Below are 23,830 nucleotides of genomic sequence, written 5' to 3' on the forward strand. Positions count from 1 at the left end.
AGAGGGAAAATGAAACAGGATATGATTGTAATTTTGGATCTGGGAAGCACGGAGAATACGGTGCTGGCCCGTCAGATCCGTGACTTGGGCGTCTACAGCGAGATCCATCCCCACGATATTACGGTGGAGGAGCTTCGCGGGCTGGATAACGTGAAGGGTGTGATCCTGAATGGTGGGGAAAACCGGATCGTGGACGGAAAGCCTGTAGTGGTTCGTCCGGAGCTGTACAACTGCGGATATCCGATGATCTCTGTGGATTATCCGGAGTCAAAATGCGAAAAGCAGTATGAGGAGCTTCCGACAGAGGAAGAATTGAAGGCTTTTGTATTCCAGGAGTGCCATGCTGAGCCGAACTGGAACATGAAAAACTTCATTGAGGATCAGGTGGAGCTGGTGCGCAGGCAGGTGGGAGACAGAAAGGTTCTTCTGGCCCTGTCCGGCGGTGTGGATTCGTCGGTGGTTGCGGCGCTTCTTATTAAAGCCATCGGCAAGCAGCTGGTGTGCGTCCACGTCAACCATGGTCTGATGCGTAAAAATGAATCGGAGAGCGTGGTGGAAGTTTTCCGCAATCAGCTTCATGCCAATCTGATCTATGTGGACGCTACGGAGCGTTTCCTCGGCAAGCTGGAAAATGTGGCGGATCCGGAGAAAAAGCGCAAGATCATCGGCGGAGAATTTATCCGCGTGTTTGAGGAGGAGGCAAGAAAGCTGGAGGGAATCGATTTCCTGGGACAGGGAACCATTTATCCCGATATCATCGAAAGCGGCACAAAGACAGCCAAGATGGTAAAATCCCATCACAATGTGGGAGGTCTTCCTGAGGATCTGCAGTTTGAACTGGTTGAGCCCTTAAAGCAGCTGTTTAAGGACGAGGTGCGTGCCTGCGGCATCGAACTGGGACTTCCGGCTTCCATGGTATACCGTCAGCCCTTCCCCGGACCGGGACTTGGCGTCCGCTGCCTGGGCGCGATCACCAGAGATAGGCTGGAAGCAGTCCGTGAGTCCGATGCCATCCTCCGTGAGGAGTTTGCCAGAGCAGGGCTGGACAAGAAGGTATGGCAGTATTTTACCGTTGTGCCGGATTTCAAATCTGTCGGCATGAAAAATCACGCCAGATGCTTTGAGTATATGGTCATTATCCGCGCCATCAACACGGTCGATGCCATGACTGCCACCATTGAGAAGGTAGACTGGGAGGTTCTGGAGCGGATCACCAACCGGATCCTGGCTGAGGTGGACAATGTCAACCGGGTGTGCTATGATATGAGCCCGAAGCCGCCGGCTACCATTGAATTCGAGTAGAACAATTGATGCTTTCCGAACTCTACGCTCCGCAGGTTGCCGTTCTTTATGAAAAGAGATATGATTTTTCCATAAAGGAGGAAGCATTATGTGTTATGTAAACGGAAAGACCATCAGGGAATTGCGGGAGAAGCGCAGGTTCACCCAGAGGGAACTGGCGGAAAAGATCTGTGTCAGCGATAAAACGGTATCGAAATGGGAAACCGGAAAAGGGTTTCCGGATGTGGTGGTTATCGAAGATCTGGCGAAGGCTCTGGGGGTATCCATCGCCGAGCTGCTGACCGGCGATCTGAAGGAAAATGAAAATCCGTCGGGAAATATGAAGAAAATGCATTTCTTTGTGTGCCCGATCTGTGGAAATGTGATAACATCAGTGGGACTGGGCTCTTTTTCCTGCTGCGGAGTCACTCTGCCGGGCGAGGAGCCGCAGTCCTGCGATAAAGAGCATGAAATTCATCTGGAAGAGGTGGATCTGGAGTATCATTTGTTCCTGGATCATCCCATGGAGAAAAAGCATTATGTGTCCTTTGTGGCCTATGTCACAGCGGAAAGCGTGGAGGTCGTGAAATTATATCCGGAGCAGGATATTTCGGTGAGATTCAGAAAAAAAGGGCACGGATTGCTGTATGTTTACTGCAACAGACATGGAATGTTTCAGATCCGGGTCTGAAAAAAGAAGGAGCAGCGCTCCGGCGGAGATTCTTTGATCTCACACCGGAAGTGCTGCTCGATTTTTTGCAGAATCAGAATTTACAGCTTTTCGCCGGTCAGCATCTCATAGGCCTGGAGATACTTGCCGATGGTCTTGTCCACGATGTCCTGGGGCAGGGTCCAGTCGTTGCCGGGGTTTGCCTTCAGCCAGTCGCGGGCGAACTGCTTGTCGAAGGAGGGCTGTCCATGGCCGGGCTCATATCCGTCGGCAGGCCAGAACCGGGAGCTGTCAGGGGTGAGCATCTCGTCGCCGATGACAATGTTACCTTCCTCATCGAGACCAAATTCAAATTTGGTGTCGGCAATGATGATGCCGCGGCTCAGGGCATAATCGGCGCATTTTTTGTAGAGGGCGATGGTACAGTCGCGGAGCGTGGAGGCGTACTCCTCACCCTTGCCGGGGAAATATTTCTCCAGATGGGCAATGCTCTGCTCATAAGAGATATTTTCATCATGGTCACCGATCTCTGCCTTGGTGGAAGGGGTATAAATGGGCTCCGGCAGCTTGTCGGATTCCTTTAAGCCCTCGGGCAGGCGGATGCCGCATACGGTGCCGTCCTTCTGATAGCTGGCCCAGCCGCTTCCAGTGATGTAACCGCGGACGATGCACTCCAGAGGAAGCATGTTCAGCTTTTTGCACATCATGCTGTTTCCGTCGAATCTGGGCTGCTGGAAAAATTCAGGCATATCCTTCACATCGGTGGAGATCATATGATTGGGAAGAATATCTTTGGTCAGGTCAAACCAGAATTTGGACATCTGGGTCAGGACCGTTCCCTTTTTTGTTACAGTATTGTTTAAGATCACATCAAAGCAGCTGATCCGGTCGGTAGCGACCATGATCAGGCTGTCGCCGTTGTCGTAAATCTCACGGACTTTTCCTTCCTTCATGGGTTTCATGTGGTACACCTCGCTATGATATTCTTAAATTAATTACTTATTACTATACAATAGATGAAGGGATTTTTAAACAAGGAATCCGCGGATTTTGAAAATTTGTGTAAATTTATGTGGTGCAAGGGATGGGAAAAGCGCTTTTTGGGCATTTTTGCGCCGGAGCATTGATATCCGGCGCAATTGTGATTATAATAAGAAACGGCAGAAAATTTTTGCAGAAGGAGACGAACGTGATGAAGGGAATTTCAGAAGAAAAATTTGACAGAATAGAAGAAATCAAAGAGCAGGCAAAGGCGGTTTTCGATGAGCTGTGGGATGCGGCAAAGCTGGAAGAGGGAGATATCCTGGTGGTGGGCTGCTCCTCCAGCGAGATTGCCAGCCATAAAATCGGCTCCTGGTCCAGTGAAGAGGTCGGGAGAGCCGTTTTTGAGACGCTGTATCAGGCCTGTCGGGAAAAGAAGATCTATCTGGCAGCTCAGTGCTGTGAGCATCTGAACAGAGCGCTCATCGTGGAAAAAGAGGCGGCGAAGGCATATGGCCTGCCCAGGGTCAATGTGGTACCTCAGCTGAAGGCGGGCGGTTCCTTTGCAACGGCTGCTTATTACGGTATGGAATGTGCCGTTTCCGTGGAGGAACTGAAGGCTCAGGCGGGAATCGATATCGGCGATACGCTGATCGGCATGCATCTTGCCCCGGTGGCAGTTCCGGTACGCACCTCGGTAAAAAACATTGGAGCAGCCCATGTGGTATGTGCCCGCACAAGATTAAAATATATCGGCGGAGAGCGGGCGGCCTACTCACCGAATCCCAGATAGATACCGGACGATTCACCATAGCTTGATGGCCTGAACGGACAGGAAAGACAGGCTTCCTCCTGAGTGACCGCGAAGAAATGACAAATGACCGCGGGAGATTGACAAAACTGCTTGAATAATTGGAGTAAATACGATATGATTTTAATCAGTATGAATTTTCAGGAGGAAAGAATCAATGTATATCACATGTTTGGATCTGGAAGGCGTGCTGGTGCCGGAGATCTGGATCGCATTTTCAAAGGCCAGCGGAATCCCTGAGCTGAAACGGACGACGAGGGATGAGCCGGATTATGACAAGCTGATGAAATGGCGGCTCGGCATTTTGAAGGAGCACGGTCTGGGACTTAAAGAAATCCAGGATACTATTGCAACGATTGATCCGCTGCCCGGTGCGAAGGAGTTCCTTGATGAGCTCCGTTCCTTCACCCAGGTGATCATTATCAGCGACACCTTTACCCAGTTTGCCACACCGCTTATGGAGAAGCTGGGCTGGCCCACGATTTTCTGCAATTCGCTGGAGGTGGCTCCCGGCGGGGAGATCACCGGCTTTAAAATGCGGATCGAAAATTCCAAGCTGAGTACGGTTAAGGCACTTCAGTCCATCGGATACGATACTATTGCGGCGGGGGACAGCTATAATGATCTGGCGATGATCCGGGCCGGCAAAGATGGATTTTTATTCCGAAGCACCGAGCAGATCAAAAAGGATAACCCAGATCTTCCTGCCTTCGAGACCTTTGAGGAGCTTCTGGCAGGAATCAGACAAGCGATGAAATAGGGCGCCGTCGTCTTCGGGGAGTCTGCGGCGTTCATTTGACAAGGAGGAATAGTAGTATGAAAAACCTGATTAAAAAATGGAACAGCATCAGCCTGATCCTGCGGATCCTGATCGGAATGATCATCGGTGTTGTTCTCGGACTTTTGGTCCCTCAGTTTAAAGTGGTTTCCATTCTTGGAAGCGTGTTTGTAGGAGCATTGAAGGCGATCGCGCCGGTTCTCGTATTTGTACTGGTTATGAGTGCACTGGCCAATGCCAGTGTCGGTATCGGCGGACGGTTCCGGACCGTGATCATTCTGTACATGCTGAGCACTCTTCTGGCTGCAGTGGTGGCTGTTGTAGGAAGCTTTCTGTTTCCTGTCACCATCAAGCTGGATGTGGCGGCAGCCTCCAACACTCCGCCCAGCGGCATCGGGGAGGTCCTTACAAACCTGATCAATAATATGGTGGCAAACCCTGTTGCCTCCCTCATGAACGCCAACTATGTGGGCATTCTGTTCTGGGCTGTTATTTTCGGACTGGCCCTCAAGAAGCTGGCGGCCCCTGCAACCCGAAAACTTGTTTCAGACTTTGCAGATATGGTTTCCCAGGCGGTGCGCTGGGTGATCCAGCTGGCGCCCTTCGGTATTCTGGGTCTGGTGTTTGACACCGTTGCAGAAAACGGTCTTGGCATTTTTACCGATTACGGAAAGCTGCTGCTTCTTCTGGTGGGATGCATGCTGGCGGTGGCTCTTATCGTAGATCCGCTGATCGCCGCAGTTTTCCTGCGTCGGAATCCCTATCCCCTTGTATTCCGCTGCCTGAAGGAAAGCGGTCTGACGGCTTTCTTCACAAGAAGCTCTGCAGCCAATATTCCCGTCAATATGACCCTTTGCGAGAAGCTTGGACTGGAGCCTGATTTCTATTCGGTTTCCATCCCACTGGGGGCAACCATCAATATGGACGGTGCTGCCATTACCATTACCGTCATGGCACTGGCCGTGGCACGTACCATGCAGATCCCGGTGGACATTCCGACGGCATTGATTCTGAGCCTTCTGGCAACCCTGGGTGCCTGCGGCGCCTCCGGCGTGGCCGGCGGTTCCCTGCTGCTCATTCCCATGGCCTGTGCGCTGTTTGGCATCAGCAATGATATTGCCATGCAGGCGGTTGCAGTTGGCTTTATCATCGGCGTGGTACAGGATTCCCTGGAAACAGCCATCAATTCCAGCGGCGATGTCATGTTTGCAGCAGTCGCGGAGTTCCATGACCGTATGAAACGCGGTGAGGAAGTGAAATTCTGAGGTTGAAAGGAGACAGCCATTCATCTTTTCCGGAAGGTGGATGGCTGTTTTAGGAAAGGTTATGAAACGTTATCAGATTAAAAATGAGGAGCTGACACTGGAGATCGATTCTCTGGGGGCAGAAATGAAATCTCTGAAGTACAATGCCTCCGGGCAGGAATATTTGTGGCAGGCGGATCCGGCCTATTGGGGAAGAACGTCTCCTGTCCTGTTTCCGTTGGTGGGAAATTACCGGGAGAAGAAGACAGAATATGAGGGGACATATTATACGCTGTCTCAGCATGGCTTTGCGAGGGACATGGAATTTTCCGTGACCGCAGAGACAGATGGAGAGATCTGGTTCAGTCTTTCCGATACAGAAGCGACGAGGGCAGTCTATCCCTTCCGTTTCAGGCTGGAGCTGGGGTACCGTCTTTCCGGAAGAGAGGTGGAGGTGCTGTGGAGGGTAACCAATACTGATGAGAAGACGATGTATTTTTCCATCGGCGGCCATCCGGCTTTCCTGTGCCCGTTAAATCCGGAAGAGAGCCAGACTGACTGCAGACTTGGCTTTGATGCGAAAGGGCCGTTGATCTGCAGTGTACTGGGAGAAAGTGGCCTTGTGTCCGAAGAAACCAGGGAATTTGTCCTGGAGGAAGGGCAGCTTCCCATTGAAAAGGATCTGTTTGACCGGGATGCGCTGATCATTGAGAATCATCAGGCACACTGTGTTTCTCTGGCTGGGAGTGACAGAAAGCCGTATGTGGAGGTTTCCTTTGATGCGCCGCTCTTTGGGATATGGTCCCCGGCGGGAAAGCATGCTCCCTTTGTCTGTATTGAACCCTGGTATGGAAGGAGCGACCGGGAGGATTTCTCCCAGAAGCTTTCCGAGAGGGAGTGGGGCAACACACTGGGGCCGGGAGAGGTTTTTGAGAAGAGCTACCGGATCCGGATCATATGACAGGAGCTTGAAGAGGACAGATCATGGAAATCATTGCCCGTATTTATACGGATTTTGCGGAAAAATTTGGAATTCCCAGGCAGAGCGGTCTTGTGCGGGAGCTTACGGGAAAAATCGTATTTGAGCCGAAATACCGCTGTACCGATGCGGTCAAGGGTCTGGAGGGATTCGATTATATCTGGCTTTTATGGAAGTTTCAGGGGACAGAACGGGGGCACTGGTCGGCGACGGTCAAGCCGCCCCGGCTGGGAGGAAATACCCGCATGGGGGTGTTTGCCACCCGATCGCCCTTTCGCCCCAATCCCATCGGGCTTTCCTCAGTGAAGCTGGAACACATCGAGTATTCGGAGGATGGGCCGGTGCTTTTTGTATCAGGGATCGATCTGAAAAACGAGACGCCGATCTATGATATCAAACCGTATCTTCCCTATACCGACTGTCATCCGGATGCCAGAGAGGGCTTTGCCCATGCAGTGAAGGAGTATGCTCTTCAGGTGGAGTTCCCGGAGGAGCTTTTAAAGCTGTTTCCCGCTGAAAAGCAGGAGGCCATCATTGAGGTTTTAAGGCAGGATCCACGGCCGTCCTACCATGATGATGAAACAAGAAAATACGGCGTGGCTTTCGCCGGCTACGATGTACATTTTCGTGTAAAGGGAGATGTGCTGACGGTTTTTGAGGTGGTCCCTTATGTCGGCTGAGGGAAAAAAAGAAAATTTTTTGCCGAAGGGAGAAAGAGGTTGTACCCCGGTACGGCACGTGATAAAATGAAAAGAAAACACGGGAGGGTATGAAAAATGGAAGCAAGAAAGATCATTCAGGTGGAAGAAAAGGTGCCCATAAAGATGTTGATTCCGCTCAGTATTCAGCATATGTTTGCCATGTTCGGCGCATCGGTGCTGGTTCCTTTTCTGTTTGGAATCAGTCCTGCCATTGTGCTTTTTATGAATGGCGTGGGAACACTCATCTTCATCGCGGTGACAAAGGGAAAGGCGCCTGCCTATCTGGGCTCCAGCTTTGCGTTCCTGGCTCCGGCAGGGATCGTCATCAGCAAAATGGGCTATGAATACGCGCTGGGCGGCTTTGTGGTCGTGGGCTTTCTGGGCTGCGTCCTGGCACTGATCATTTATAAATTCGGCTCTGACTGGATCGATATCGTGCTTCCTCCGGCAGCTATGGGTCCGGTGGTGGCTCTTATCGGGCTGGAGCTTTCCGGCACTGCGGCCAGCAATGCAGGCCTTCTCGATGAGGTAGTTGATCCGAAAAACGTCATTGTATTTCTGGTGACTCTTGGAGTTGCCGTGTTCGGAAATATTCTGTTCCGGGGCTTTTTGTCGGTCATTCCCATTCTGATCGCGGTGGTGGCCGGATATGTTGCGGCGCTCTGCTGCGGTATCATTGATTTTGCTGCTGTGGCGGAGGCACCGATTCTGGCAATGCCCAATTTCCAGACGCCCAAATTCAATCTTGAGGCGATCCTCATTATCATGCCGGTCATTCTTGTCATTGCCTCGGAGCATATCGGCCACCAGGTAGTCACCAGCAAGATCATCGGACGGGATCTGCTCAAGGATCCCGGACTTCACCGTTCCCTGTTCGGCGATAATTTTTCTACTATGCTTTCCGGTCTTATCGGTTCCGTGCCGACGACCACCTATGGAGAGAATATTGGCGTCATGGCGGTGACCAAGGTTTACAGCGTGCGCGTGATCGCGGGAGCAGCGGTGCTCTCCATCATTTGCTCCTTTGTAGGAAAGCTGTCCATGCTGATTCAGACCATTCCCGGTCCCGTGATCGGAGGAATTTCCTTCCTCCTTTATGGAATGATCGGAGCATCCGGTCTTCGGATCCTTGTGGATTCCAAGGTGGATTACGGCCGTTCCAGAAATCTGACCCTGACCTCGGTGATTTTTGTAACCGGTCTTTCCGGCATTTCTCTGAAGCTTGGTAATGTGGAACTGTCCGGTATGGTTCTGGCCTGCGTGGTTGGCATGATTCTGAGCCTTATGTTCCATATCCTTGACAGATTGAAGCTGACCAACGATCAGGAGGAGTAAAGAATGGCAGTACGATTGAACGAAGATAAGGAGCTTGTGGCGACGATCCGGGAAGGGCTGAAGCAAAAGGGCGGTTACTGCCCCTGCCGTCTGGAGATCACAGAGGACAACAAGTGTATGTGCCGGGAATTCCGGGAGCAGATCGCTGATCCAGAGTTTGAGGGCTATTGTCACTGCATGCTCTATTATAAAAGCAAAGATTGAAACAGAAACGAAAAAGCCGGGCTTCCGGCTTTGGAGTAATAGAAAAGGACGTTTCGCCGACAGGCAAAACGTCCTTGTTTCAATCATCACACTACCGAAGTTTTGGAAAAGTCAATACTTTTTTCGGAAAAAAGTATCTGAGTTTTCGCTTATTCTGCCAACGTGGATTCTCCTGTTTTGTAATCCAGGGAAATACCGGGCTGGACATTGTAACAGAAGACACAGAAGGAAATTTCCTTTCCCTCATCTTCCACGGATTCTGCTTCCAGAAGAACACCGGAGGCCAGAAGATTGTCGTCTTCAAATACCGGTGTCACCCGGTACAGAACATGATTTTCCGTGAACAGTACATAATCGGCAATTTCATTTTCAAAGGGAAGCATTCCTTCCACGTTCAGATATCTGGTTCCGGTGATCAGATTCTTTTTGTTGGCGTTTTCACCGGAGAGCTGATAACCGATGAGATGACAGCGATTATAGAGATATTTTCCCTCCACACAGTCATACTTGACCGTCTGCCAGCCGGTAGGACGGACATTTCCGATGTTTCCGCGCTCCTCAGTGGGCATCAGATCGAGTCCGATGCAGGCAAAGGCAGGACCGCACCGTCCCAGACTGTCCAGTTCGCTGTAGCTTTCAAAGATTCCTACGATATCGGTGTCTGATGCCAGAGCCCGTTCTTCCTCAGTGAAGGAGGGGACATTGCCGTTCACCTCGATCCAGGGAGAACCGGAATAGGGAGGCAGCTCATCGAGAGATAAAGAACCGATGGATGAGTTTTGGGTATCTGCGGTTTCGGAAACTGCCGGTTTGATTTCGGGGACATGCTCATTGAGAGCCGGAATGCCCAGACCGAAGATCAGTGCCAGAGCGGCACAAATGGATGTAATAAGAGGCACCTTTGCCGGTTTCCGTTGTTTGGAAGACATCTTACGATCAATCCTTTCTGGTGAAAAATCCGATAAGGTTATGGAAAGCTGGTCAGTTTTTAACCGGGAATGGCCATCTCCGGCCAGGTGAGGATCAGATCAGCGATCTCTGTCTCGTAATCACCGAGGATATCTTCACTTTTCCCGGCACATTTCACATTGGTTTCAACGCCGTAGGTCTCTCCGTCAAGAAATTCCCAGATATGATAGCGGAGCCCCCGAAACTGAAAATCAAGGCTTCCGCAGTCATCTTCCTCGTGATAGGTGAAATTGATCTTTTTTGTGATAAGGGCATGCTGTATTTTTTTGAGCCGCATAAAAACCTCCTTGTCTGCAGGATTTCCCCGGACAGCGCCGGCTGTGAACGGGGAAACAGATCTCTTTATAGAGTATAAGGCATCGGGCTGTTTTTTTCAAATCCTTCGGACAGAATTTCTTCTTTACATATTCGAAAGATTGCGCTATCTTTAGAGGGATATATTTCTATACCCCGAGATACGCGTCAATGCATGCCACGTGGGCGGGCGCATTTTGTGCGGTAAAGTACACCAACAGGAGCGGATAAGCAGATGGAACAGCAGGCGAACAAAACCAGTGATTTCACAGAGGGCAGTATTGCAGGTAAGATGCTGAAATTCATGATACCCATTCTGGGAGCCCTGATTCTTCAGGCTATGTACGGCGCGGTGGACGTTCTGGTGGTCGGCCGGTTTGGCACGACAGCGGGAATTTCCGGTGTGTCCACGGGAAGCAATATTGTCAATCTGGTGATTTTTACGATCACGGGCCTGTCCATGGGTGTCACGGTGCTGATCGGTCAGTACATCGGCGAAAAGAAGGAGTCACAGATCGGAAGGCTCATCGGGGGAGCTATCTGCTTTTTTGCAGCACTGTCTGTGGTCCTTGCAGCAGTCCTTCTGATTTTTGCAAAGTCTTTTGCACTCCTCATGCAGGCGCCGGAGGAGGCGGTGGAGCTTACGGCTCAGTATGTGCAGATCTGCGGCGGCGGGATCATTTTCATTGTGGCCTACAATGTGATCAGCAGTATCTTCCGGGGAATGGGGAATTCCCGGCTGCCCCTTGTCTTCGTGGCCATCGCCTGTGTCGTCAATATTGTCGGCGACCTGTTTTTTGTGGCGGTGCTCCATATGAATGTGGTGGGCGCTGCTCTGGCAACCGTTATGGCTCAGGCGGTCAGTGTCGTTCTGTCATTTGTGATTATCCGCAGGCAGAAGCTGCCTTTTGTCATGAAGCGGAGGGATATCCGGTTTAACAGGGAGATCAAAAGCTTTGTCCGCGTGGGAGCCCCTGTTGCCTTTCAGGAGGTCATGACGCAGCTTTCTTTCCTGGCGCTGTGTGCCTTCATCAACCGGCTGGGGCTGGATGCCTCCTCCGGCTACGGTGTTGCCAATAAGATTGTTCGATTTGTTATGCTGGTTCCCAGTTCTCTCATGCAGTCCATGTCTTCCTTTGTTGCCCAGAATGTGGGGGCCGGAAAGGAAAAGAGAGCCAGACAGACCATGTTCACCGGCATGGCTGTGGGCTGCAGCATCGGAATCGTGATCGCTTCACTGGCTTTTTTCCGCGGGGATATCCTGGCAAAAGTGTTTTCCGATGACGGGGCAGTGGTGGCGAGAGCCGCCGAGTATCTGAAGGGCTTCAGTCCGGAGGCCGTTGTCACCTGCATTCTCTTCAGTTTCATCGGCTATTACAATGGCCACGGACAGACGTTTTTTGTGCTGCTGCAGGGCCTTGCCCAGACCTTCCTGGTGCGGCTGCCCATGTCTTATTATATGAGTATTCAGGAGAATGCCAGTCTGATGCACATCGGTCTTGCCGCGCCCTGTGCCACTGTCTTTGGCATTGGTATCAATGCTGTGTTTTTTGCATATTGTATGAGAAAAGAGAGAAAAAAGAAAAATTCCTGACAGGGTTGACAAATCCTGACGGGGTCATTATAATAAAACACAACTGAATAGCAAAAAACCTGTGACGGAGAGAAGTATCCGGCAGATGAACTTTCAGAGAGCCCCCGGTTGGTGTGAGTGGGGCAGGAAATCGTCGGTGAATGGGCTTCGGAGGGCGGACCGAAAGGGGCAGACCTGAGTAGGAACCGACGGGTATCCCACCCGTTATCCATCGGGACGCGTATAGATGGTACGTGTGAGCGAGAGGACGTGAAACGTCAATTTGGGTGGTATCGCAGAAGCAGAGGCTTTTGTCCCATGTGTGGGGCAGAGGCTTATTTTTTTTAAAAAGAAACTGCAATCCCCTTTTTGCTCCGGCGAGGCAAAAAGGCCATCTGCCGCTCAAAATGAAAAATATGGAGGACATCAAAATGAAAAAACACAGCCTGGTAAAAAAAGTAATCGCAATGACAGCAGCTATCGCCATGAGCCTTTCTCTGATTGCCTGCGGAGGGACAAAAGCGGAGGAGACAAAGGCAGAAACAAAGAAGGAAGAAACCACTGAGAAGGAGACAGAAAAGGGAACAGAGGCTTCAAAGGAGACTGCAGCACAGACTGAGAAGAAGGATCTGAAGATCGCCATCGTAAAACAGATGGATCACGCTTCCCTGGATGAGATCGCAAATGCCATCGCAGCCGAGCTGGATGCCATTGCAGAGAAAAACGGCATTACCATTGATTATGAGATCTATTCCGGTCAGGGAGAACAGAGCGTTTTGAAGCAGCTGGGAGATCAGGCCATTTCAGATCAGGTGGATGCGATCATTCCCATTGCCACCATGGCAGCGCAGGTCATGACCGTATGCGCCGAGGAGACAAAGACTCCCGTCATCTATGCAGCCATTTCTGATCCCATTGCGGCAGAGTTGACCGGCATTGATTATGTGACAGGAACCAGCGACGCTCTGAATGTGGAATTTATTATGGATATGATGCTGGCCCAGAATCCGGATGTGAAGAAGGTGGGTCTCCTGTATTCGCTGTCCGAGGTCAATTCTGCGACTCCCATTGCCGAGGCAAAGGCTTATCTGGAAGCAAAGAACATTGCCTATACGGAAGCAACCGGAAATACCAACGATGAGGTCATCGCAGCAGCCAGCGTTCTGGTATCAGAAAAGGTGGATGCCATCTTCACTCCTACGGACAATGTGGTCATGGCAGCAGAGCTTGCCAACGCAGATACCTTTATCGAGGCAGGCATTCCCCATTATACCGGAGCGGATTCCTTCGTGAGAAACGGTGCCTTTACCACCTGCGGCGTCAACTACACCGATCTGGGAACAAAGACTGCGGATCTTGCCTATGAGGCAGTTACCGAGGGAATGGATGGCCTGGAGGATTTCTATAAGATGGACGGCGGTATCATCACTGTCAATACAGAAACTGCAGCGGGTCTTAACATTGATTATTCCGTATTCAAGGATATGGGAGAGCTGGTTGAGGTGACGACCAGCGAGGAATAGTTAAAAAGAAAGGGGAGTTCTCATGCTTTTCATCACGCAGACAGCCCTGGAGCTGGGCTTCATGTACGCACTTGTTTCCATGGCCCTGTTTTTGAGCTACCGGGTGCTGGATATTGCTGATCTGACCACAGACGGTGCCTTTGTTCTGGGAATGGCGGTTTCGGTTTCTCTTGCAGCAGCCGGACATCCGTTCCTTGCCATACCGGCTGCCATGGCAGCGGGAGCCTGCGCAGGGTTTGTAACTGCTTTCCTGCAGACAAGGATGGGAGTGCCGTCCATTCTGGCCGGCATTATCACCAACACGGGCCTGTATACGGTCAATCTGATGGCTATGGGCTGGAGCTCCAATGTGAATCTGCTGAAGCAGCAGACCATTTTTACCATTTTTAAGAAAACGGGAATCGGCGGCGACTGGTATGAATTTATTCTCGCCGCGGTGGTGACAGTTCTTGCGGGAATTTTTATTATCTGGTTTCTCCGCACAAGGCTGGGGCTTTCCATCCGCGCCACCGGCGACAACCGGGATATGGTGAGGGCATCCTCCATCAATCCGGCGGTAACCGTTACGGTAGGACTATGTATTGCCAATGCCCTGACGGCTCTTTCGGGAGCCGTCGTTGGGCAGCTTCAGAAATCGGCTGATATCAACGGCGGTACCGGGATCGTGGTCGTCGGCCTTGCCTGCCTCATCATCGGTGAGACGGTCGTGGGGCGTGGAACTGTTCGTCGGGGCGTCGTTGCCGTTGTGGTGGGAAGTGTCATTTACCGGTTTATTTATGCCGTTGTGCTGAAAACAAAGGTGGTTCCCATCGAATGTCTCAAGCTGATGACAGCAATCATCGTGGCACTTGCGATTGCTGCACCGTCTCTCAGGGCATGGGCGGCCCTGAAACGGAGAAAGCTGGCTGCCAGACAGAAAGGAGGCCGGTGATATGCTGAAGATCACAAATATTTCAAAGACCTTTAATCCCGGCACGGTCAATGAAAAAAAGGCCCTGTCCGGGCTTTCTCTCCATCTGGCACCGGGAGATTTTGTCACTATTGTGGGCTCCAACGGAGCAGGAAAATCAACGCTGTTCAATGCGGTTGCCGGCAGCTTTTATGTGGATGAGGGCAGCATTCAGCTGGGAGGGAAGGATATCACCTTCGACCAGGAATACAGAAGGAGCCGATACATCGGCAGACTGTTTCAGGATCCTTTAAGGGGAACAGCTCCCCACATGACCATTGAGGAAAATCTGTCCCTCGCTTATCTTCGCACCTCAAAGGGGGCAGCGCCCTTCAGCTGCATTTCAAAAAAGGATAAGGCGCTCTTTCGGGAGAAGCTTTCTCTGCTTGACATGGGACTGGAGAACAGGATGTCCCAGCCGGTGGGCCTTCTTTCCGGCGGACAGAGACAGGCGCTGACTCTTCTTATGGCGACCATTGTTCCTCCCAGGCTGCTTCTTCTGGATGAACATACGGCAGCCCTGGATCCGGCGACGGCGGAGAAGGTTCTGAACCTGACAAAGGAGATCGTGGCAGAGAATAAGATCACCTGCATGATGGTCACTCACAACATGAACCAGGCGCTCACAGTGGGAAACCGTACGCTTATGATGGCTGACGGGTCCATCGTCCTGGATATTTCCGGGGAAGAGCGGAAGGGAATGACCGTGGAGGATCTGCTCCACAGGTTCCGGGTCGGTGCAGGCTATGAGTTGGATAATGACAGAATTCTTTTGTCGGAATGAGGATTGAAAATCTCAAAAAGCTGAGTTATAATAGCCCATAAGAAAAATTTACCCGCTGGCAGACAGCAGAATGGAGAAATGTGATGGAAAAGAAGAATATTGACTGGGGCAATCTTGGATTTGCCTACATGGAAACCGACAAACGATATGTTTCCTATTACAAGGATGGTACATGGGACGAGGGCGCCCTGATCTCTGACGCAACAGTCACCATGAGCGAATGTGCCTGTGTTCTTCAGTATGCGCAGACCTGCTTCGAGGGTCTGAAGGCATATACCACGGAGGATGGCCATATTGTCACCTTCCGTCCCGACCTGAATGCAGAGCGTCTGGAATCTTCCGCAAAGCGTCTGGAGATGCCTGTATTCCCCAAGGATCGTTTTATTGATGCAGTTGCCCAGGTAGTAGCGGCCAATGAGGCTTATGTTCCGCCCTATGGCTCCGGTGCGACCCTGTATCTGCGTCCCTATATGTATGGCAAGAACGCCGTGATCGGTGTTAAGCCTGCAGATGAGTTTGAGTTCCGTATCTTCTGTACACCGGTTGGTCCTTACTTCAAGGGCGGTGTGAGACCTCTGACTCTCTGCGTCAGCGACTTTGACCGTGCAGCGCCCTGCGGCACCGGCCATATCAAAGGCGGTTTAAACTATGCCATGAGCCTTCATGCAGGGGTTACTGCCCATGCAGCCGGCTATGATGAGAATATGTTCCTGGATCCCAAGACAAGGACCAAGGTTGAGGAGACCGGTGGAGCCAACTTCCTGTTCGTGACCAAGGACAACAAGGTGGTTACTCCCAAGTCCAACAGCATCCTGCCCTCCATCACCCGCCGCTCCCTGGTATATGTTGCCAAGGAATATCTGGGACTTGAGGTTGAGGAGAGAGAAGTATTCTTTGACGAGGTCAAGGATTTCGCAGAGTGCGGTCTTTGCGGTACTGCAGCTGTTATTTCTCCTGTTGGCAAGATCGTGGATCACGGCAAGGAGATCTGCATGCCCAGCGGTATGACCGAGATGGGCCCTGTTACAAAGAAGCTTTATGAGACTCTGACCGGCATCCAGATGGGACGCATCGAAGCTCCTGAGGGCTGGATCAAGGTTATCAAATGATCGGCAAGGATATGCTCATCAGTGAGCTGATCGAAACCTATGAGGAGGCGGCTCCGCTTCTTGCCCAGGCCGGGATGCACTGCATCGGCTGTGTTTCCGCTGGGGGAGAGACCATTGAGGAGGCTGCCCTGGAGCACGGAATAGATCCGGTCCTTTTGGTTCGGAAGCTGAATCTGCATCTGCTCCACACAATATAAAATTATCAGCTATATAATTATCAGAAGTCCGGCCTCAATGCCGGACTTCACGATTTTCCGGATTGCAAAAAATTGTGGCAGCCGAAACCGATTTATAAACCTGTTGTCCCTTGCTTTTCGAGATGTCCCCATAAAAAGAGGAGTAGCCGGTGCGTTGGCACCGGCCGAGTATGAAAAAGACAATCTATATAAATGGTAGTTGTTGTTTGGCGAAGCTGACAACGGATGCGCGCTTTTGAATTGTTATCAGCTCCTTTTGATGATTTTAGTATACCGGACAATTGTGACAAGAGTTTGTATGGTTTCTAAAAAAAACGTGAAGATTATTAGGGATTTCTTTACTTTCCTTTAGAGCCTAATGGGGTGTGCCCGTTTGTCCATGGCCGTGCACCTCTCTTTTTCCCTTAGTATATGAAAGAAAACAGGAATTATGCACATTGAGAATAAAAGATATAACTAATAGGTATGGAAATACCGGGGAAATATAACAAAAAAAGGGGAACAGCGATTGAAATTCCCAAAATGGTGTGATATTATTGGAATAATCCGTTGAAGAATTGGCGAGAAGGAGGATGCCTACAATGAGAAGAGCAGTGTTCTCACTTTTGATGGAAAACACGCCCGGAGTCCTTAGCAGAATTTCAGGGCTTTTCAGCCGCAGAGGCTACAATATCGACAGTCTGACCGTTGGCGAGACGGAGAATCCGCTGTATTCCAGGATGACTGTGGTGGCCAGAGGCGACGATGAGATTCTGGAGCAGATCCACAGGCAGCTGGAGAAGCTGGTAGACGTCATTGAGATCAAGGAGTTGAAATCCCATACCACATCGGTATGCCGGGAACTGGTGCTCCTGAAGGTGGAAGTGAAGCCGGAGGAAAGAGATCAGCTTCTGTCCATCGTAAATATTTTCCGCGCGAAGGTCATCGATGTGGCGGAGGAATCCATGATCATCGAGCTGACAGGAAATCAGGCGAAGGTGGATGCATTCCTTCGTTTGATCGGAGGCTTTGCGGTTCAGGAAATGGCAAGGACAGGTCTTACGGGTCTTGAAAGAGGCAGCGTATCACCCATAGATTAATTATTATCACATTTTATTATTACCACACTTTGGAGGAATGTATTATGGCAAAGATTTATTATCAGGAAGATTGCAATTTATCACTGCTGGAGGGAAAGACAATTGCAGTTATCGGCTACGGCAGCCAGGGACATGCACATGCACTGAATGCAAAAGAGTCCGGTTGTCATGTGATCATCGGTCTTTATGAGGGAAGCAAATCCTGGGCAAAGGCTGAAGCACAGGGATTTGAGGTATATACTGCTGCAGAGGCAGCAAAGAAGGCCGACATCATCATGATCCTCATCAACGATGAGAAGCAGGCTAAGATGTACAAAGAGTCCATCGAGCCCAATCTGGAGCCCGGCAACATGCTGATGTTTGCTCATGGTTTCGCGATCCACTTCGGACAGATCATTCCTCCGAAGAATGTAGATGTGGCTATGATCGCTCCCAAGGGACCGGGCCACACCGTAAGAAGCGAATATCAGGCCGGCAAGGGTGTTCCCTGCCTGATCGCTGTTCATCAGGATGCAACCGGCAAGGCTCATGATATGGCACTGGCATACGCTCTGGCCATCGGCGGCGCAAGAGCAGGCGTTCTTCAGACCACCTTCCGCGAGGAAACTGAGACTGACCTCTTCGGTGAGCAGGCAGTTCTCTGCGGCGGCGTGACTGCCCTGATGAAAGCAGGCTTTGAGACTCTGGTTGAGGCAGGCTATGAGCCCGAGAGCGCATACTTTGAGTGCATCCATGAGATGAAGCTCATTGTAGACCTGATCTATGAGAGCGGTTTCGCAGGCATGAGATATTCCATCTCCAACACTGCTGAGTACGGCGATTACATCACCGGACCGAAGATCGTGACCGAGGATACCAAGAAGGCCATGAAGAAGATCCTGTCCGACATTCAGGATGGTACCTTCGCAAAGGATTGGCTGACCGAGAACCAGGTAGGCGCTCCTCATTTCAAGGCTATGAGAAAGAGAGAGGCTGCTCATCAGCTGGAGGCTGTCGGCGAAGAGCTTCGTAAGCTTTACAGCTGGAACAATGACGGCAGCAAGCTGATCAACAACTAAGGCTGGCTTTATTAAAGAATATAGGAGGAGCTGTTGTTCCAGGCAGAGAAATCTACCGGAGCAGCAGCTCCTTTTTTCGATTATCGGAATGGAAAAACGATCCGGCTGACCAAAACTGAAACTGTCTGGTTTGCCTGCCGCCGATCATGCATTCTGATAAAAATGCCGGTAATATTTGATAAACATATTGAGCGCCTTGGAATGGGAGGACTGGCTGTTGTATACGAAGCCGATGGAACGCTTCGGAATGGGAGGCGTCAGCGGGATCTCCACAAACGTACCGTTTTTGATTTCCTCCCGGACAAAATTTTTAATGACACAGCCGGCTCCGAGACCGATCCTTGCAAAATCAATGATCAGATCCATGGTGGAGACCTCCAGCAGATGGTTGGGCTCTACGTGCTGCTCGCGGAAATAATCCTCAATGTAGGTGCGGCTGACATTGCCTTTTTCCAGCATCAGGACCGTACCGTTTTTGAATACGTCGGACTGGAGAGCGCCTTCCCTGAGCCGCATGTTGGTCAGGTAAGCGGGAGTGGCAATGAATCCGTCCTCGATATCCGTTACCTTGTCAAAGATGATGTTTTTTTTGTGGGAGGGCTCCGCCGTCAACCCCAGATCGATCTGCTGTTTTTCCAGAAGCTCCAGGGTCTGCAGGGTCGACTGGCAGTGGATGGTAAATTTTACATGGGGGTACCGGGCCACAAATTCCTTCAGGCAGGGGAGGAGCACATATTTGCACAGCACAGTGCTGACACCGATACGGATGTGGCCGACGCCCAGCTCCATCATCCGTTTCAGCTCGTCTTCGCCGTGATCCAGCATTTCAAAGGCAGCGCGGACGTGTTCGAAAAGAATGGCACCTTCCTCTGTCAGCTGGACTCCGCGGGAATTGCGGATGAACAGGGGAAGATGGAGATTGTCCTCCAGCTTGCTGATGGCCTTGCTGATGGCCGGCTGGCTGATGTAAAGATTTTTGGCGGCCCGGGAAATGTTTCCGGTCTGGGCAACCTCAAAGAAAATGCGGTATAAGGATAAATTTTGTTCCATGGCAGCCTCCCGATTAAAAAATCTGTGATTTCTTTCAGCATACCATAACTTCAGTTCATAGTAAACATGCAAAATCCGTATTTCAATTATAATGCATGGGATGGTATAATGAGCTGTGAGTTGAGGCGGCGGCCTCGTGTGCAGAAATGAAGGAGGATACATACTATGGGAATGACAATGACGCAGAAGATTCTGGCGGCCCACGCAGGCCTTGAGTCTGTGGAAGCAGGACAGTTAATCGAGGCCGATTTGGACCTGGTTTTGGGAAATGATATTACATCTCCTGTGGCGATCCATGAGATGGATGGCAAAATGAAGGACAGCTCAGTATTTCATAAAGATAAAATTGCTCTTGTTATGGATCATTTTGTTCCTAACAAGGATATCAAATCAGCAGAGCACTGCAAATGTGTGAGAGAATTTGCTGCAAAGCATGAAATCACCAATTTTTTCGATGTGGGAGAGATGGGCATTGAGCATGCACTGCTTCCGGAGAAAGGACTTGTGGTGGCTGGCGATGTGGTGATCGGCGCCGATTCCCACACCTGTACCTACGGTGCTCTCGGTGCTTTTTCCACCGGCGTGGGAAGTACGGATATGGCGGCTGGTATGGCCACCGGAAAGGCATGGTTCAAGGTGCCCTCCGCCATCAAGATCGAGCTGACCGGCAAGCTTCAGAAGTGGGTCAGCGGTAAGGATGTGATCCTTCACATCATTGGAATGATCGGTGTGGATGGTGCTCTTTATCAGTCTATGGAATTTACCGGTGACGGTGTGGCAGAGCTTTCCATGGACGACCGCTTTACCATTGCCAATATGGCCATTGAGGCCGGCGGCAAGAACGGAATTTTCCCGGTGGATGAAAAGGCTGTCGCTTATATGAAGGAACATTCCATGCGTCCCTTCAAGGCCTATGAAGCCGATGAGGATGCAGAGTATGCGCGGGTGATCCGTCTGGATCTGGGAAGCATCCGTCCGACGGTGGCATTCCCTCACCTTCCGGAAAATACACGCAGTATTGATGAAGTGGGAGATGTGCCCGTGGATCAGGTGGTCATCGGTTCCTGTACCAACGGTCGGATCGACGATCTGAGAGTGGCTGCGAAGATCCTGGAAGGGAAAAAGGTGAAGAAGGGAGTCCGCGTCATTATCATTCCTGCAACTCAGAAGATCTATCTGCAGGCAATGGAAGAGGGGCTTATCCGCACCTTCATTGAAGCGGGAGCCATTGTAAGCACTCCTACCTGCGGTCCCTGCCTGGGCGGATATATGGGAGTTCTGGCCGAGGGCGAGCGCTGCATTTCAACCACCAACCGGAACTTTGTAGGCCGTATGGGCCATGTGAAATCAGAGGTTTATCTGGCAAGCCCCGCAGTGGCGGCGGCAAGCGCTGTGACCGGAAAGATCTCCGGACCGGAAGAACTGGGAATGTAGGAGGGAGGACACATCATGAGAGCACAGGGTACTGTTTTTAAATATGGCGATAATGTGGATACCGACGTGATCATTCCGGCAAGGTATCTGAATTCCTCCGACCCGGCGGAGCTGGCGACCCATTGTATGGAGGATATTGATAAGGATTTTGTAAATAAGGTGAAAAAGGGTGATATCATCGTTGCCGCAAAGAATTTCGGCTGCGGCTCCTCCAGAGAGCATGCACCGCTTTCCATCAAGGCAGCAGGCGTCAGCTGTGTCATTGCCGAAACCTTTGCCAGAATTTTCTACAGAAATGCCATCAACATCGGGCTTCCCATCATTGAGTGCCCGGAGGCATCGAAGGGAATCGAGGCAGGAGACGAAGTAGAGATCGATTTTGACAGCGGTATGATTTACAATAAGACAAAGAATACCCAGTTCAAGGGACAGGCATTCCCGGAGTTTATGCAGAAGATCATTAAAGCTGAGGGCCTGATGAATTATATCAACGAACAGAAAAAGTAACAGAAAAATGAGACGGCCCCGGAGCAGATATTCTGCTTTCCGGGGCCTTTGTAAAGTTGAAATAAGAAATAAGCAAATCAGTTGGTTTGTGAGGCAGCCTTTTTCATCAGTCTTTCATGCATGAGGATCATCAGAAATATAAGCAGAAGCAGATAAAAGGGAAAAAGCCCGATGAGAACAAGTCCTGCAAGGGACAGCCTGGATCAGGGCAACGGAGCGGTAGCCTGCGGTCCAGCCAAGCTGCCTTGTCATGGCCCAGCCCATGAGCACAGGGCCGATGGAGGCACCGACGCCCCACATACAATGAAGCCAGCTCATGTGGCGGCTGGCAAAATGGAGAGCCACATAATTATTGAGGGCAGCATCGATGCTTCCTGCGCCCAGTCCGTAGGGGATGGCCCAGAGACAGAGCACGGAAAAGGATCTGCTCATTGAGAAGCCGAACAGGGCAGCCATGGTCATCGCTACGCTGAACAGCGTTACTTTTCCGACTCCCAGCCATTTGATCAGCCGGTCACTTTCAAGACTGGAGAGTACAGTGCCGGCGGCGATGATCATGGAAACGGTTCCTGCATAGGAGATAGGGACACTGAAATCCTGATAAATGCCGGGCCAGGCAGAGCCAAGCAGAGAGTCCGGAAGGCCCAGACTGATAAAGGTGAGATAAATAATTGCAAGAAGCAGAGTCATCATCTTGATTTCCTCCTTGTTTTGTAATAGGATTATATCATCAAAAATATAAGTATGTTAGAATAAAAACTGCAGAAATATAAGATAAAATCCTCAAAGTAAGAGAATTAAAGAAAGGAGCTGCAGCGATGCCCGTTAATATATTCGGTGAGCTGGATGAAAACGGCCGGGAGATCATAAACCGCAGGGCGGGAGAATTTCCGGCGATCATCTGCAATGACGATCTGACCTTTGATCCGGTTCCCTGGCATTGGCACGATGAACTGGAAATCAATGTGGTAAAAAAAGGAAAAATCCTGTTCAAAGCAGGGAAAAAAGAAATTCTCCTTTCAGAAGGAGAAGGATATTTTGTCAATGGAGGAGTTCTCCACGCAGGAGAGAGAGGAGACGGGACAGAAACGGATCCATGTCTTCTCCGGGCAGTGGTTTTCCATCCGCAGCTGGTGGGAGGAACCATGGACAGTGTTTTCTGGCAGAAATATCTGCTGCCGCTTCTGACCAGCCGGACCTTGCAGGGAATGGTGCTTTCTCCTCAGGTGGAATGGCAGAGAGAGGCGATAGAAGCCTCCCTGCAGGCTTGGCGGGCAATCAACGAGAAGCCCGATGGCTATGAATTTACGGCGAGAGAGCAGCTTTCCCGTCTTGTGTATCTTGTGACCGCCCACCGGCCGACAGCAGAAACTGCGTCCACAGAAAAAGTATTCAGGGATAACCGGCGGATCAAGGCAATGCTGCAGCACATTGAGACTCATTTCGGTGAGGAGCTTTCCATGGGGGAGATTGCAGTCAGTGCCGGAATCAGCGAAAGCGAATGCCTGCGCTGTTTTCGTTCGGTGCTGAACGTGACGCCGATCCAGTATCTGAAGAAGTATCGGATCGGCCGCGCCGCCGGGCTTCTGACTTCCACGGATGCCAGGATTTCGGACATTGCCGTCCGGTGCGGCTTCCAGGAGATGAGCTATTTTGCAAAGGTGTTTAAGGAATTGTACGGGAAGACTCCGTCGGCATACCGGAGGGAGCTGGCAGGGGAACAGGATTGTACCGAAGGAAAAGGGGAATAAGGATATGACAGAAAAATCGGTAAAAACAAATGCAATGCGTCTTTTGGAGACAGCGGGGATTCCTTACCGCACCGCCGAATATGAGGTGGATGAAAACGATCTGAGCGGCGCCCATGTGGTGGAACTTCTGGGGCTCGACAAGGATATGGTGTTCAAAACCCTTGTGGCAAGGGGAAAGAAACGTGGTATCCTGGTATTCTGTATTCCCGTCTGTGAGGAACTGGATTTAAAGAAGGCTGCGGTGGTGGCAGGAGACAAGCAGGTGGAAATGATCCACGTCAGGGAGCTTTTGGGGCTGACCGGCTATATCCGCGGCGGCTGTTCTCCCATTGGAATGAAAAAGAAGTATCCTACTTATATAGAAGAAACAGCGCAGCTTTTTGACGAGATCGGGATCAGCGCAGGGGTGAGGGGCTGCCAGATCTTTGCTGATCCGGAGAAGCTGGCCGGATATCTGGAGGCGGAATTCTGCAGTCTGGTGAAAGAATAGGGAAAAAGGACTGAAAACCGGGGTGACAAATGAAAAACCCTGTGATATGATGAAACGTGATATGAAAATATGTCAGTTT

The 23,830-nt window shown here is 50.9% G+C and carries 25 protein-coding genes, 1 pseudogene and 1 other annotated feature; of the genes and pseudogenes, 21 read left to right on the top strand and 5 right to left on the bottom strand.

The annotated features are described in order from the left end of the window. Nucleotides 1-9 precede the first annotated feature (9 nt). Nucleotides 10-1,302 (top strand): glutamine-hydrolyzing GMP synthase, encoded by a 1,293-nt coding sequence (guaA, locus tag QJ036_RS05945; RefSeq protein ID WP_283230532.1) that lies wholly within the window; start codon nt 10-12, stop codon nt 1,300-1,302. A gap of 88 nt (nt 1,303-1,390) precedes the next feature. Continuing rightward, on the top strand, nt 1,391-1,972 hold the full coding sequence (locus QJ036_RS05950) for a helix-turn-helix domain-containing protein (RefSeq protein WP_283230533.1): 582 nt from the start codon (nt 1,391-1,393) through the stop codon (nt 1,970-1,972). Nucleotides 1,973-2,052: 80 nt separating this feature from the next. Here QJ036_RS05950 and QJ036_RS05955 read toward each other — a convergent pair whose 3' ends face one another. Beyond that, entirely contained in the window at nt 2,053-2,922 is an 870-nt protein-coding gene (locus QJ036_RS05955) for a phosphoribosylaminoimidazolesuccinocarboxamide synthase (RefSeq protein WP_283230534.1), read from the bottom strand. Nucleotides 2,923-3,143: 221 nt separating this feature from the next. Between QJ036_RS05955 and QJ036_RS05960 the strand changes: the two genes are divergently transcribed. From QJ036_RS05960 to QJ036_RS05990, 7 genes are all read left to right on the top strand, one after another. Further along, nucleotides 3,144-3,725: a TIGR01440 family protein gene (locus tag QJ036_RS05960; RefSeq protein WP_283230535.1), complete on the top strand. Its 582-nt coding sequence runs from the start codon at nt 3,144-3,146 to the stop codon at nt 3,723-3,725. Nucleotides 3,726-3,900: 175 nt separating this feature from the next. Continuing rightward, complete coding sequence (thrH, locus tag QJ036_RS05965) at nt 3,901-4,503, top strand: bifunctional phosphoserine phosphatase/homoserine phosphotransferase ThrH (protein ID WP_283230536.1); 603 nt, start codon at nt 3,901-3,903, stop codon at nt 4,501-4,503. A 56-nt stretch (nt 4,504-4,559) separates the two neighbouring features. Next, a complete protein-coding gene (gene sstT, locus QJ036_RS05970; RefSeq protein ID WP_283230537.1) occupies nt 4,560-5,786 on the top strand; it encodes a serine/threonine transporter SstT in 1,227 nt (408 codons plus the stop codon). A 61-nt stretch (nt 5,787-5,847) separates the two neighbouring features. Further along, complete coding sequence (locus QJ036_RS05975; protein ID WP_283230538.1) at nt 5,848-6,726, top strand: aldose 1-epimerase family protein; 879 nt, start codon at nt 5,848-5,850, stop codon at nt 6,724-6,726. 23 nt (nt 6,727-6,749) lie between these two features. Then, nucleotides 6,750-7,424 (top strand): tRNA (N6-threonylcarbamoyladenosine(37)-N6)-methyltransferase TrmO, encoded by a 675-nt coding sequence (tsaA, locus tag QJ036_RS05980; RefSeq protein WP_283230539.1) that lies wholly within the window; start codon nt 6,750-6,752, stop codon nt 7,422-7,424. A gap of 96 nt (nt 7,425-7,520) precedes the next feature. Beyond that, nucleotides 7,521-8,780, top strand: a complete 1,260-nt coding sequence (uraA, locus tag QJ036_RS05985; protein ID WP_283230540.1) for a uracil permease — start codon at nt 7,521-7,523, stop codon at nt 8,778-8,780. Between the two features lie 3 nt (nt 8,781-8,783). Beyond that, entirely contained in the window at nt 8,784-8,984 is a 201-nt protein-coding gene (locus tag QJ036_RS05990) for a ferredoxin-thioredoxin reductase catalytic domain-containing protein (protein ID WP_283230541.1), read from the top strand. A 149-nt stretch (nt 8,985-9,133) separates the two neighbouring features. Here the strand turns inward: QJ036_RS05990 and QJ036_RS05995 are convergent, their stop codons facing one another. Both QJ036_RS05995 and QJ036_RS06000 read right to left on the bottom strand, forming a co-directional pair. Beyond that, the gene (locus QJ036_RS05995) at nt 9,134-9,913 is read right to left on the bottom strand and encodes a DNA/RNA non-specific endonuclease (protein ID WP_331487497.1); all 780 of its coding nucleotides are present in this window, start codon (nt 9,911-9,913) and stop codon (nt 9,134-9,136) included. A 59-nt stretch (nt 9,914-9,972) separates the two neighbouring features. Then, nucleotides 9,973-10,230, bottom strand: a complete 258-nt coding sequence (locus QJ036_RS06000; RefSeq protein WP_283230542.1) for a kinase — start codon at nt 10,228-10,230, stop codon at nt 9,973-9,975. A 252-nt stretch (nt 10,231-10,482) separates the two neighbouring features. Between QJ036_RS06000 and QJ036_RS06005 the strand changes: the two genes are divergently transcribed. The 8 genes from QJ036_RS06005 (at nt 10,483) to ilvC (ending at nt 18,519) form a co-directional block, all read left to right on the top strand. Next, nucleotides 10,483-11,841: an MATE family efflux transporter gene (locus QJ036_RS06005; protein WP_283230543.1), complete on the top strand. Its 1,359-nt coding sequence runs from the start codon at nt 10,483-10,485 to the stop codon at nt 11,839-11,841. Nucleotides 11,842-11,893: 52 nt separating this feature from the next. Continuing rightward, nucleotides 11,894-12,142: a binding site (T-box leader), on the top strand. Nucleotides 12,143-12,251: 109 nt separating this feature from the next. Further along, nucleotides 12,252-13,343, top strand: a complete 1,092-nt coding sequence (locus QJ036_RS06010; RefSeq protein WP_283230544.1) for an ABC transporter substrate-binding protein — start codon at nt 12,252-12,254, stop codon at nt 13,341-13,343. 22 nt (nt 13,344-13,365) lie between these two features. Next, on the top strand, nt 13,366-14,274 hold the full coding sequence (locus QJ036_RS06015; protein WP_283230545.1) for an ABC transporter permease: 909 nt from the start codon (nt 13,366-13,368) through the stop codon (nt 14,272-14,274). Between the two features lies 1 nt (nt 14,275). Further along, nucleotides 14,276-15,076 (top strand): ABC transporter ATP-binding protein, encoded by an 801-nt coding sequence (locus QJ036_RS06020; RefSeq protein WP_283230546.1) that lies wholly within the window; start codon nt 14,276-14,278, stop codon nt 15,074-15,076. An 83-nt stretch (nt 15,077-15,159) separates the two neighbouring features. Further along, nucleotides 15,160-16,185: a branched-chain amino acid aminotransferase gene (locus tag QJ036_RS06025; protein WP_283230547.1), complete on the top strand. Its 1,026-nt coding sequence runs from the start codon at nt 15,160-15,162 to the stop codon at nt 16,183-16,185. Continuing rightward, nucleotides 16,182-16,382, top strand: coding sequence for a DUF1858 domain-containing protein (locus QJ036_RS06030; protein WP_283230548.1), 201 nt, complete (start codon nt 16,182-16,184; stop codon nt 16,380-16,382). The genes QJ036_RS06025 and QJ036_RS06030 overlap by 4 nt, the downstream gene beginning before the upstream one ends. Before the next feature lie 581 nt (nt 16,383-16,963). After that, complete coding sequence (gene ilvN / locus QJ036_RS06035; protein ID WP_283230549.1) at nt 16,964-17,461, top strand: acetolactate synthase small subunit; 498 nt, start codon at nt 16,964-16,966, stop codon at nt 17,459-17,461. Between the two features lie 44 nt (nt 17,462-17,505). Further along, nucleotides 17,506-18,519 carry a ketol-acid reductoisomerase gene (gene ilvC / locus QJ036_RS06040; protein ID WP_283230550.1) on the top strand — a complete coding sequence of 338 codons (1,014 nt, stop codon included), beginning with the start codon at nt 17,506-17,508 and terminating at the stop codon, nt 18,517-18,519. Nucleotides 18,520-18,663: 144 nt separating this feature from the next. On the opposite strand, the gene QJ036_RS06045 is transcribed toward ilvC, so the two are convergent. Beyond that, nucleotides 18,664-19,569 carry a LysR family transcriptional regulator gene (locus QJ036_RS06045; protein WP_283230551.1) on the bottom strand — a complete coding sequence of 302 codons (906 nt, stop codon included), beginning with the start codon at nt 19,567-19,569 and terminating at the stop codon, nt 18,664-18,666. A gap of 165 nt (nt 19,570-19,734) precedes the next feature. Between QJ036_RS06045 and leuC the strand changes: the two genes are divergently transcribed. Then, nucleotides 19,735-21,003 carry a 3-isopropylmalate dehydratase large subunit gene (gene leuC, locus QJ036_RS06050; RefSeq protein ID WP_283230552.1) on the top strand — a complete coding sequence of 423 codons (1,269 nt, stop codon included), beginning with the start codon at nt 19,735-19,737 and terminating at the stop codon, nt 21,001-21,003. Nucleotides 21,004-21,018: 15 nt separating this feature from the next. Beyond that, nucleotides 21,019-21,510 (top strand): 3-isopropylmalate dehydratase small subunit, encoded by a 492-nt coding sequence (leuD, locus tag QJ036_RS06055; RefSeq protein WP_283230553.1) that lies wholly within the window; start codon nt 21,019-21,021, stop codon nt 21,508-21,510. Between the two features lie 198 nt (nt 21,511-21,708). Here the strand turns inward: leuD and QJ036_RS06060 are convergent. Continuing rightward, nucleotides 21,709-22,203, bottom strand: a pseudogene (locus QJ036_RS06060) (MFS transporter); the annotation flags it as partial. A 125-nt stretch (nt 22,204-22,328) separates the two neighbouring features. Between QJ036_RS06060 and QJ036_RS06065 the strand changes: the two are divergent. Both QJ036_RS06065 and ybaK read left to right on the top strand, forming a co-directional pair. Continuing rightward, a complete protein-coding gene (locus QJ036_RS06065) occupies nt 22,329-23,261 on the top strand; it encodes an AraC family transcriptional regulator (RefSeq protein WP_283230554.1) in 933 nt (310 codons plus the stop codon). Between the two features lie 4 nt (nt 23,262-23,265). Continuing rightward, entirely contained in the window at nt 23,266-23,751 is a 486-nt protein-coding gene (gene ybaK / locus QJ036_RS06070; RefSeq protein ID WP_283230555.1) for a Cys-tRNA(Pro) deacylase, read from the top strand. Nucleotides 23,752-23,830: the final 79 nt, after the last annotated feature.

It is taken from the genome of Fusibacillus kribbianus, assembly GCF_030053595.1.
GTDB classification, from domain to species: domain Bacteria; phylum Bacillota; class Clostridia; order Lachnospirales; family Lachnospiraceae; genus Lientehia; species Lientehia kribbiana.

Bases quoted from the DNA above. Each gene is read 5' to 3' on its own strand.
- guaA (WP_283230532.1), top strand. From the start codon at position 10: ATGAAACAGGATATGATTGTAATTTTGGATCTGGGAAGCACGGAGAAT.
- QJ036_RS05950 (WP_283230533.1), top strand. From the start codon at position 1,391: ATGTGTTATGTAAACGGAAAGACCATCAGGGAATTGCGGGAGAAGCGC.
- QJ036_RS05960 (WP_283230535.1), top strand. From the start codon at position 3,144: ATGAAGGGAATTTCAGAAGAAAAATTTGACAGAATAGAAGAAATCAAA.
- thrH (WP_283230536.1), top strand. From the start codon at position 3,901: ATGTATATCACATGTTTGGATCTGGAAGGCGTGCTGGTGCCGGAGATC.
- sstT (WP_283230537.1), top strand. From the start codon at position 4,560: ATGAAAAACCTGATTAAAAAATGGAACAGCATCAGCCTGATCCTGCGG.
- QJ036_RS05975 (WP_283230538.1), top strand. From the start codon at position 5,848: ATGAAACGTTATCAGATTAAAAATGAGGAGCTGACACTGGAGATCGAT.
- tsaA (WP_283230539.1), top strand. From the start codon at position 6,750: ATGGAAATCATTGCCCGTATTTATACGGATTTTGCGGAAAAATTTGGA.
- uraA (WP_283230540.1), top strand. From the start codon at position 7,521: ATGGAAGCAAGAAAGATCATTCAGGTGGAAGAAAAGGTGCCCATAAAG.
- QJ036_RS05990 (WP_283230541.1), top strand. From the start codon at position 8,784: ATGGCAGTACGATTGAACGAAGATAAGGAGCTTGTGGCGACGATCCGG.
- QJ036_RS05995 (WP_331487497.1), bottom strand. From the start codon at position 9,913: ATGTCTTCCAAACAACGGAAACCGGCAAAGGTGCCTCTTATTACATCC.
- QJ036_RS06000 (WP_283230542.1), bottom strand. From the start codon at position 10,230: ATGCGGCTCAAAAAAATACAGCATGCCCTTATCACAAAAAAGATCAAT.
- QJ036_RS06005 (WP_283230543.1), top strand. From the start codon at position 10,483: ATGGAACAGCAGGCGAACAAAACCAGTGATTTCACAGAGGGCAGTATT.
- QJ036_RS06010 (WP_283230544.1), top strand. From the start codon at position 12,252: ATGAAAAAACACAGCCTGGTAAAAAAAGTAATCGCAATGACAGCAGCT.
- QJ036_RS06015 (WP_283230545.1), top strand. From the start codon at position 13,366: ATGCTTTTCATCACGCAGACAGCCCTGGAGCTGGGCTTCATGTACGCA.
- QJ036_RS06020 (WP_283230546.1), top strand. From the start codon at position 14,276: ATGCTGAAGATCACAAATATTTCAAAGACCTTTAATCCCGGCACGGTC.
- QJ036_RS06025 (WP_283230547.1), top strand. From the start codon at position 15,160: ATGGAAAAGAAGAATATTGACTGGGGCAATCTTGGATTTGCCTACATG.
- QJ036_RS06030 (WP_283230548.1), top strand. From the start codon at position 16,182: ATGATCGGCAAGGATATGCTCATCAGTGAGCTGATCGAAACCTATGAG.
- ilvN (WP_283230549.1), top strand. From the start codon at position 16,964: ATGAGAAGAGCAGTGTTCTCACTTTTGATGGAAAACACGCCCGGAGTC.
- ilvC (WP_283230550.1), top strand. From the start codon at position 17,506: ATGGCAAAGATTTATTATCAGGAAGATTGCAATTTATCACTGCTGGAG.
- QJ036_RS06045 (WP_283230551.1), bottom strand. From the start codon at position 19,569: ATGGAACAAAATTTATCCTTATACCGCATTTTCTTTGAGGTTGCCCAG.
- leuC (WP_283230552.1), top strand. From the start codon at position 19,735: ATGGGAATGACAATGACGCAGAAGATTCTGGCGGCCCACGCAGGCCTT.
- leuD (WP_283230553.1), top strand. From the start codon at position 21,019: ATGAGAGCACAGGGTACTGTTTTTAAATATGGCGATAATGTGGATACC.
- QJ036_RS06065 (WP_283230554.1), top strand. From the start codon at position 22,329: ATGCCCGTTAATATATTCGGTGAGCTGGATGAAAACGGCCGGGAGATC.
- ybaK (WP_283230555.1), top strand. From the start codon at position 23,266: ATGACAGAAAAATCGGTAAAAACAAATGCAATGCGTCTTTTGGAGACA.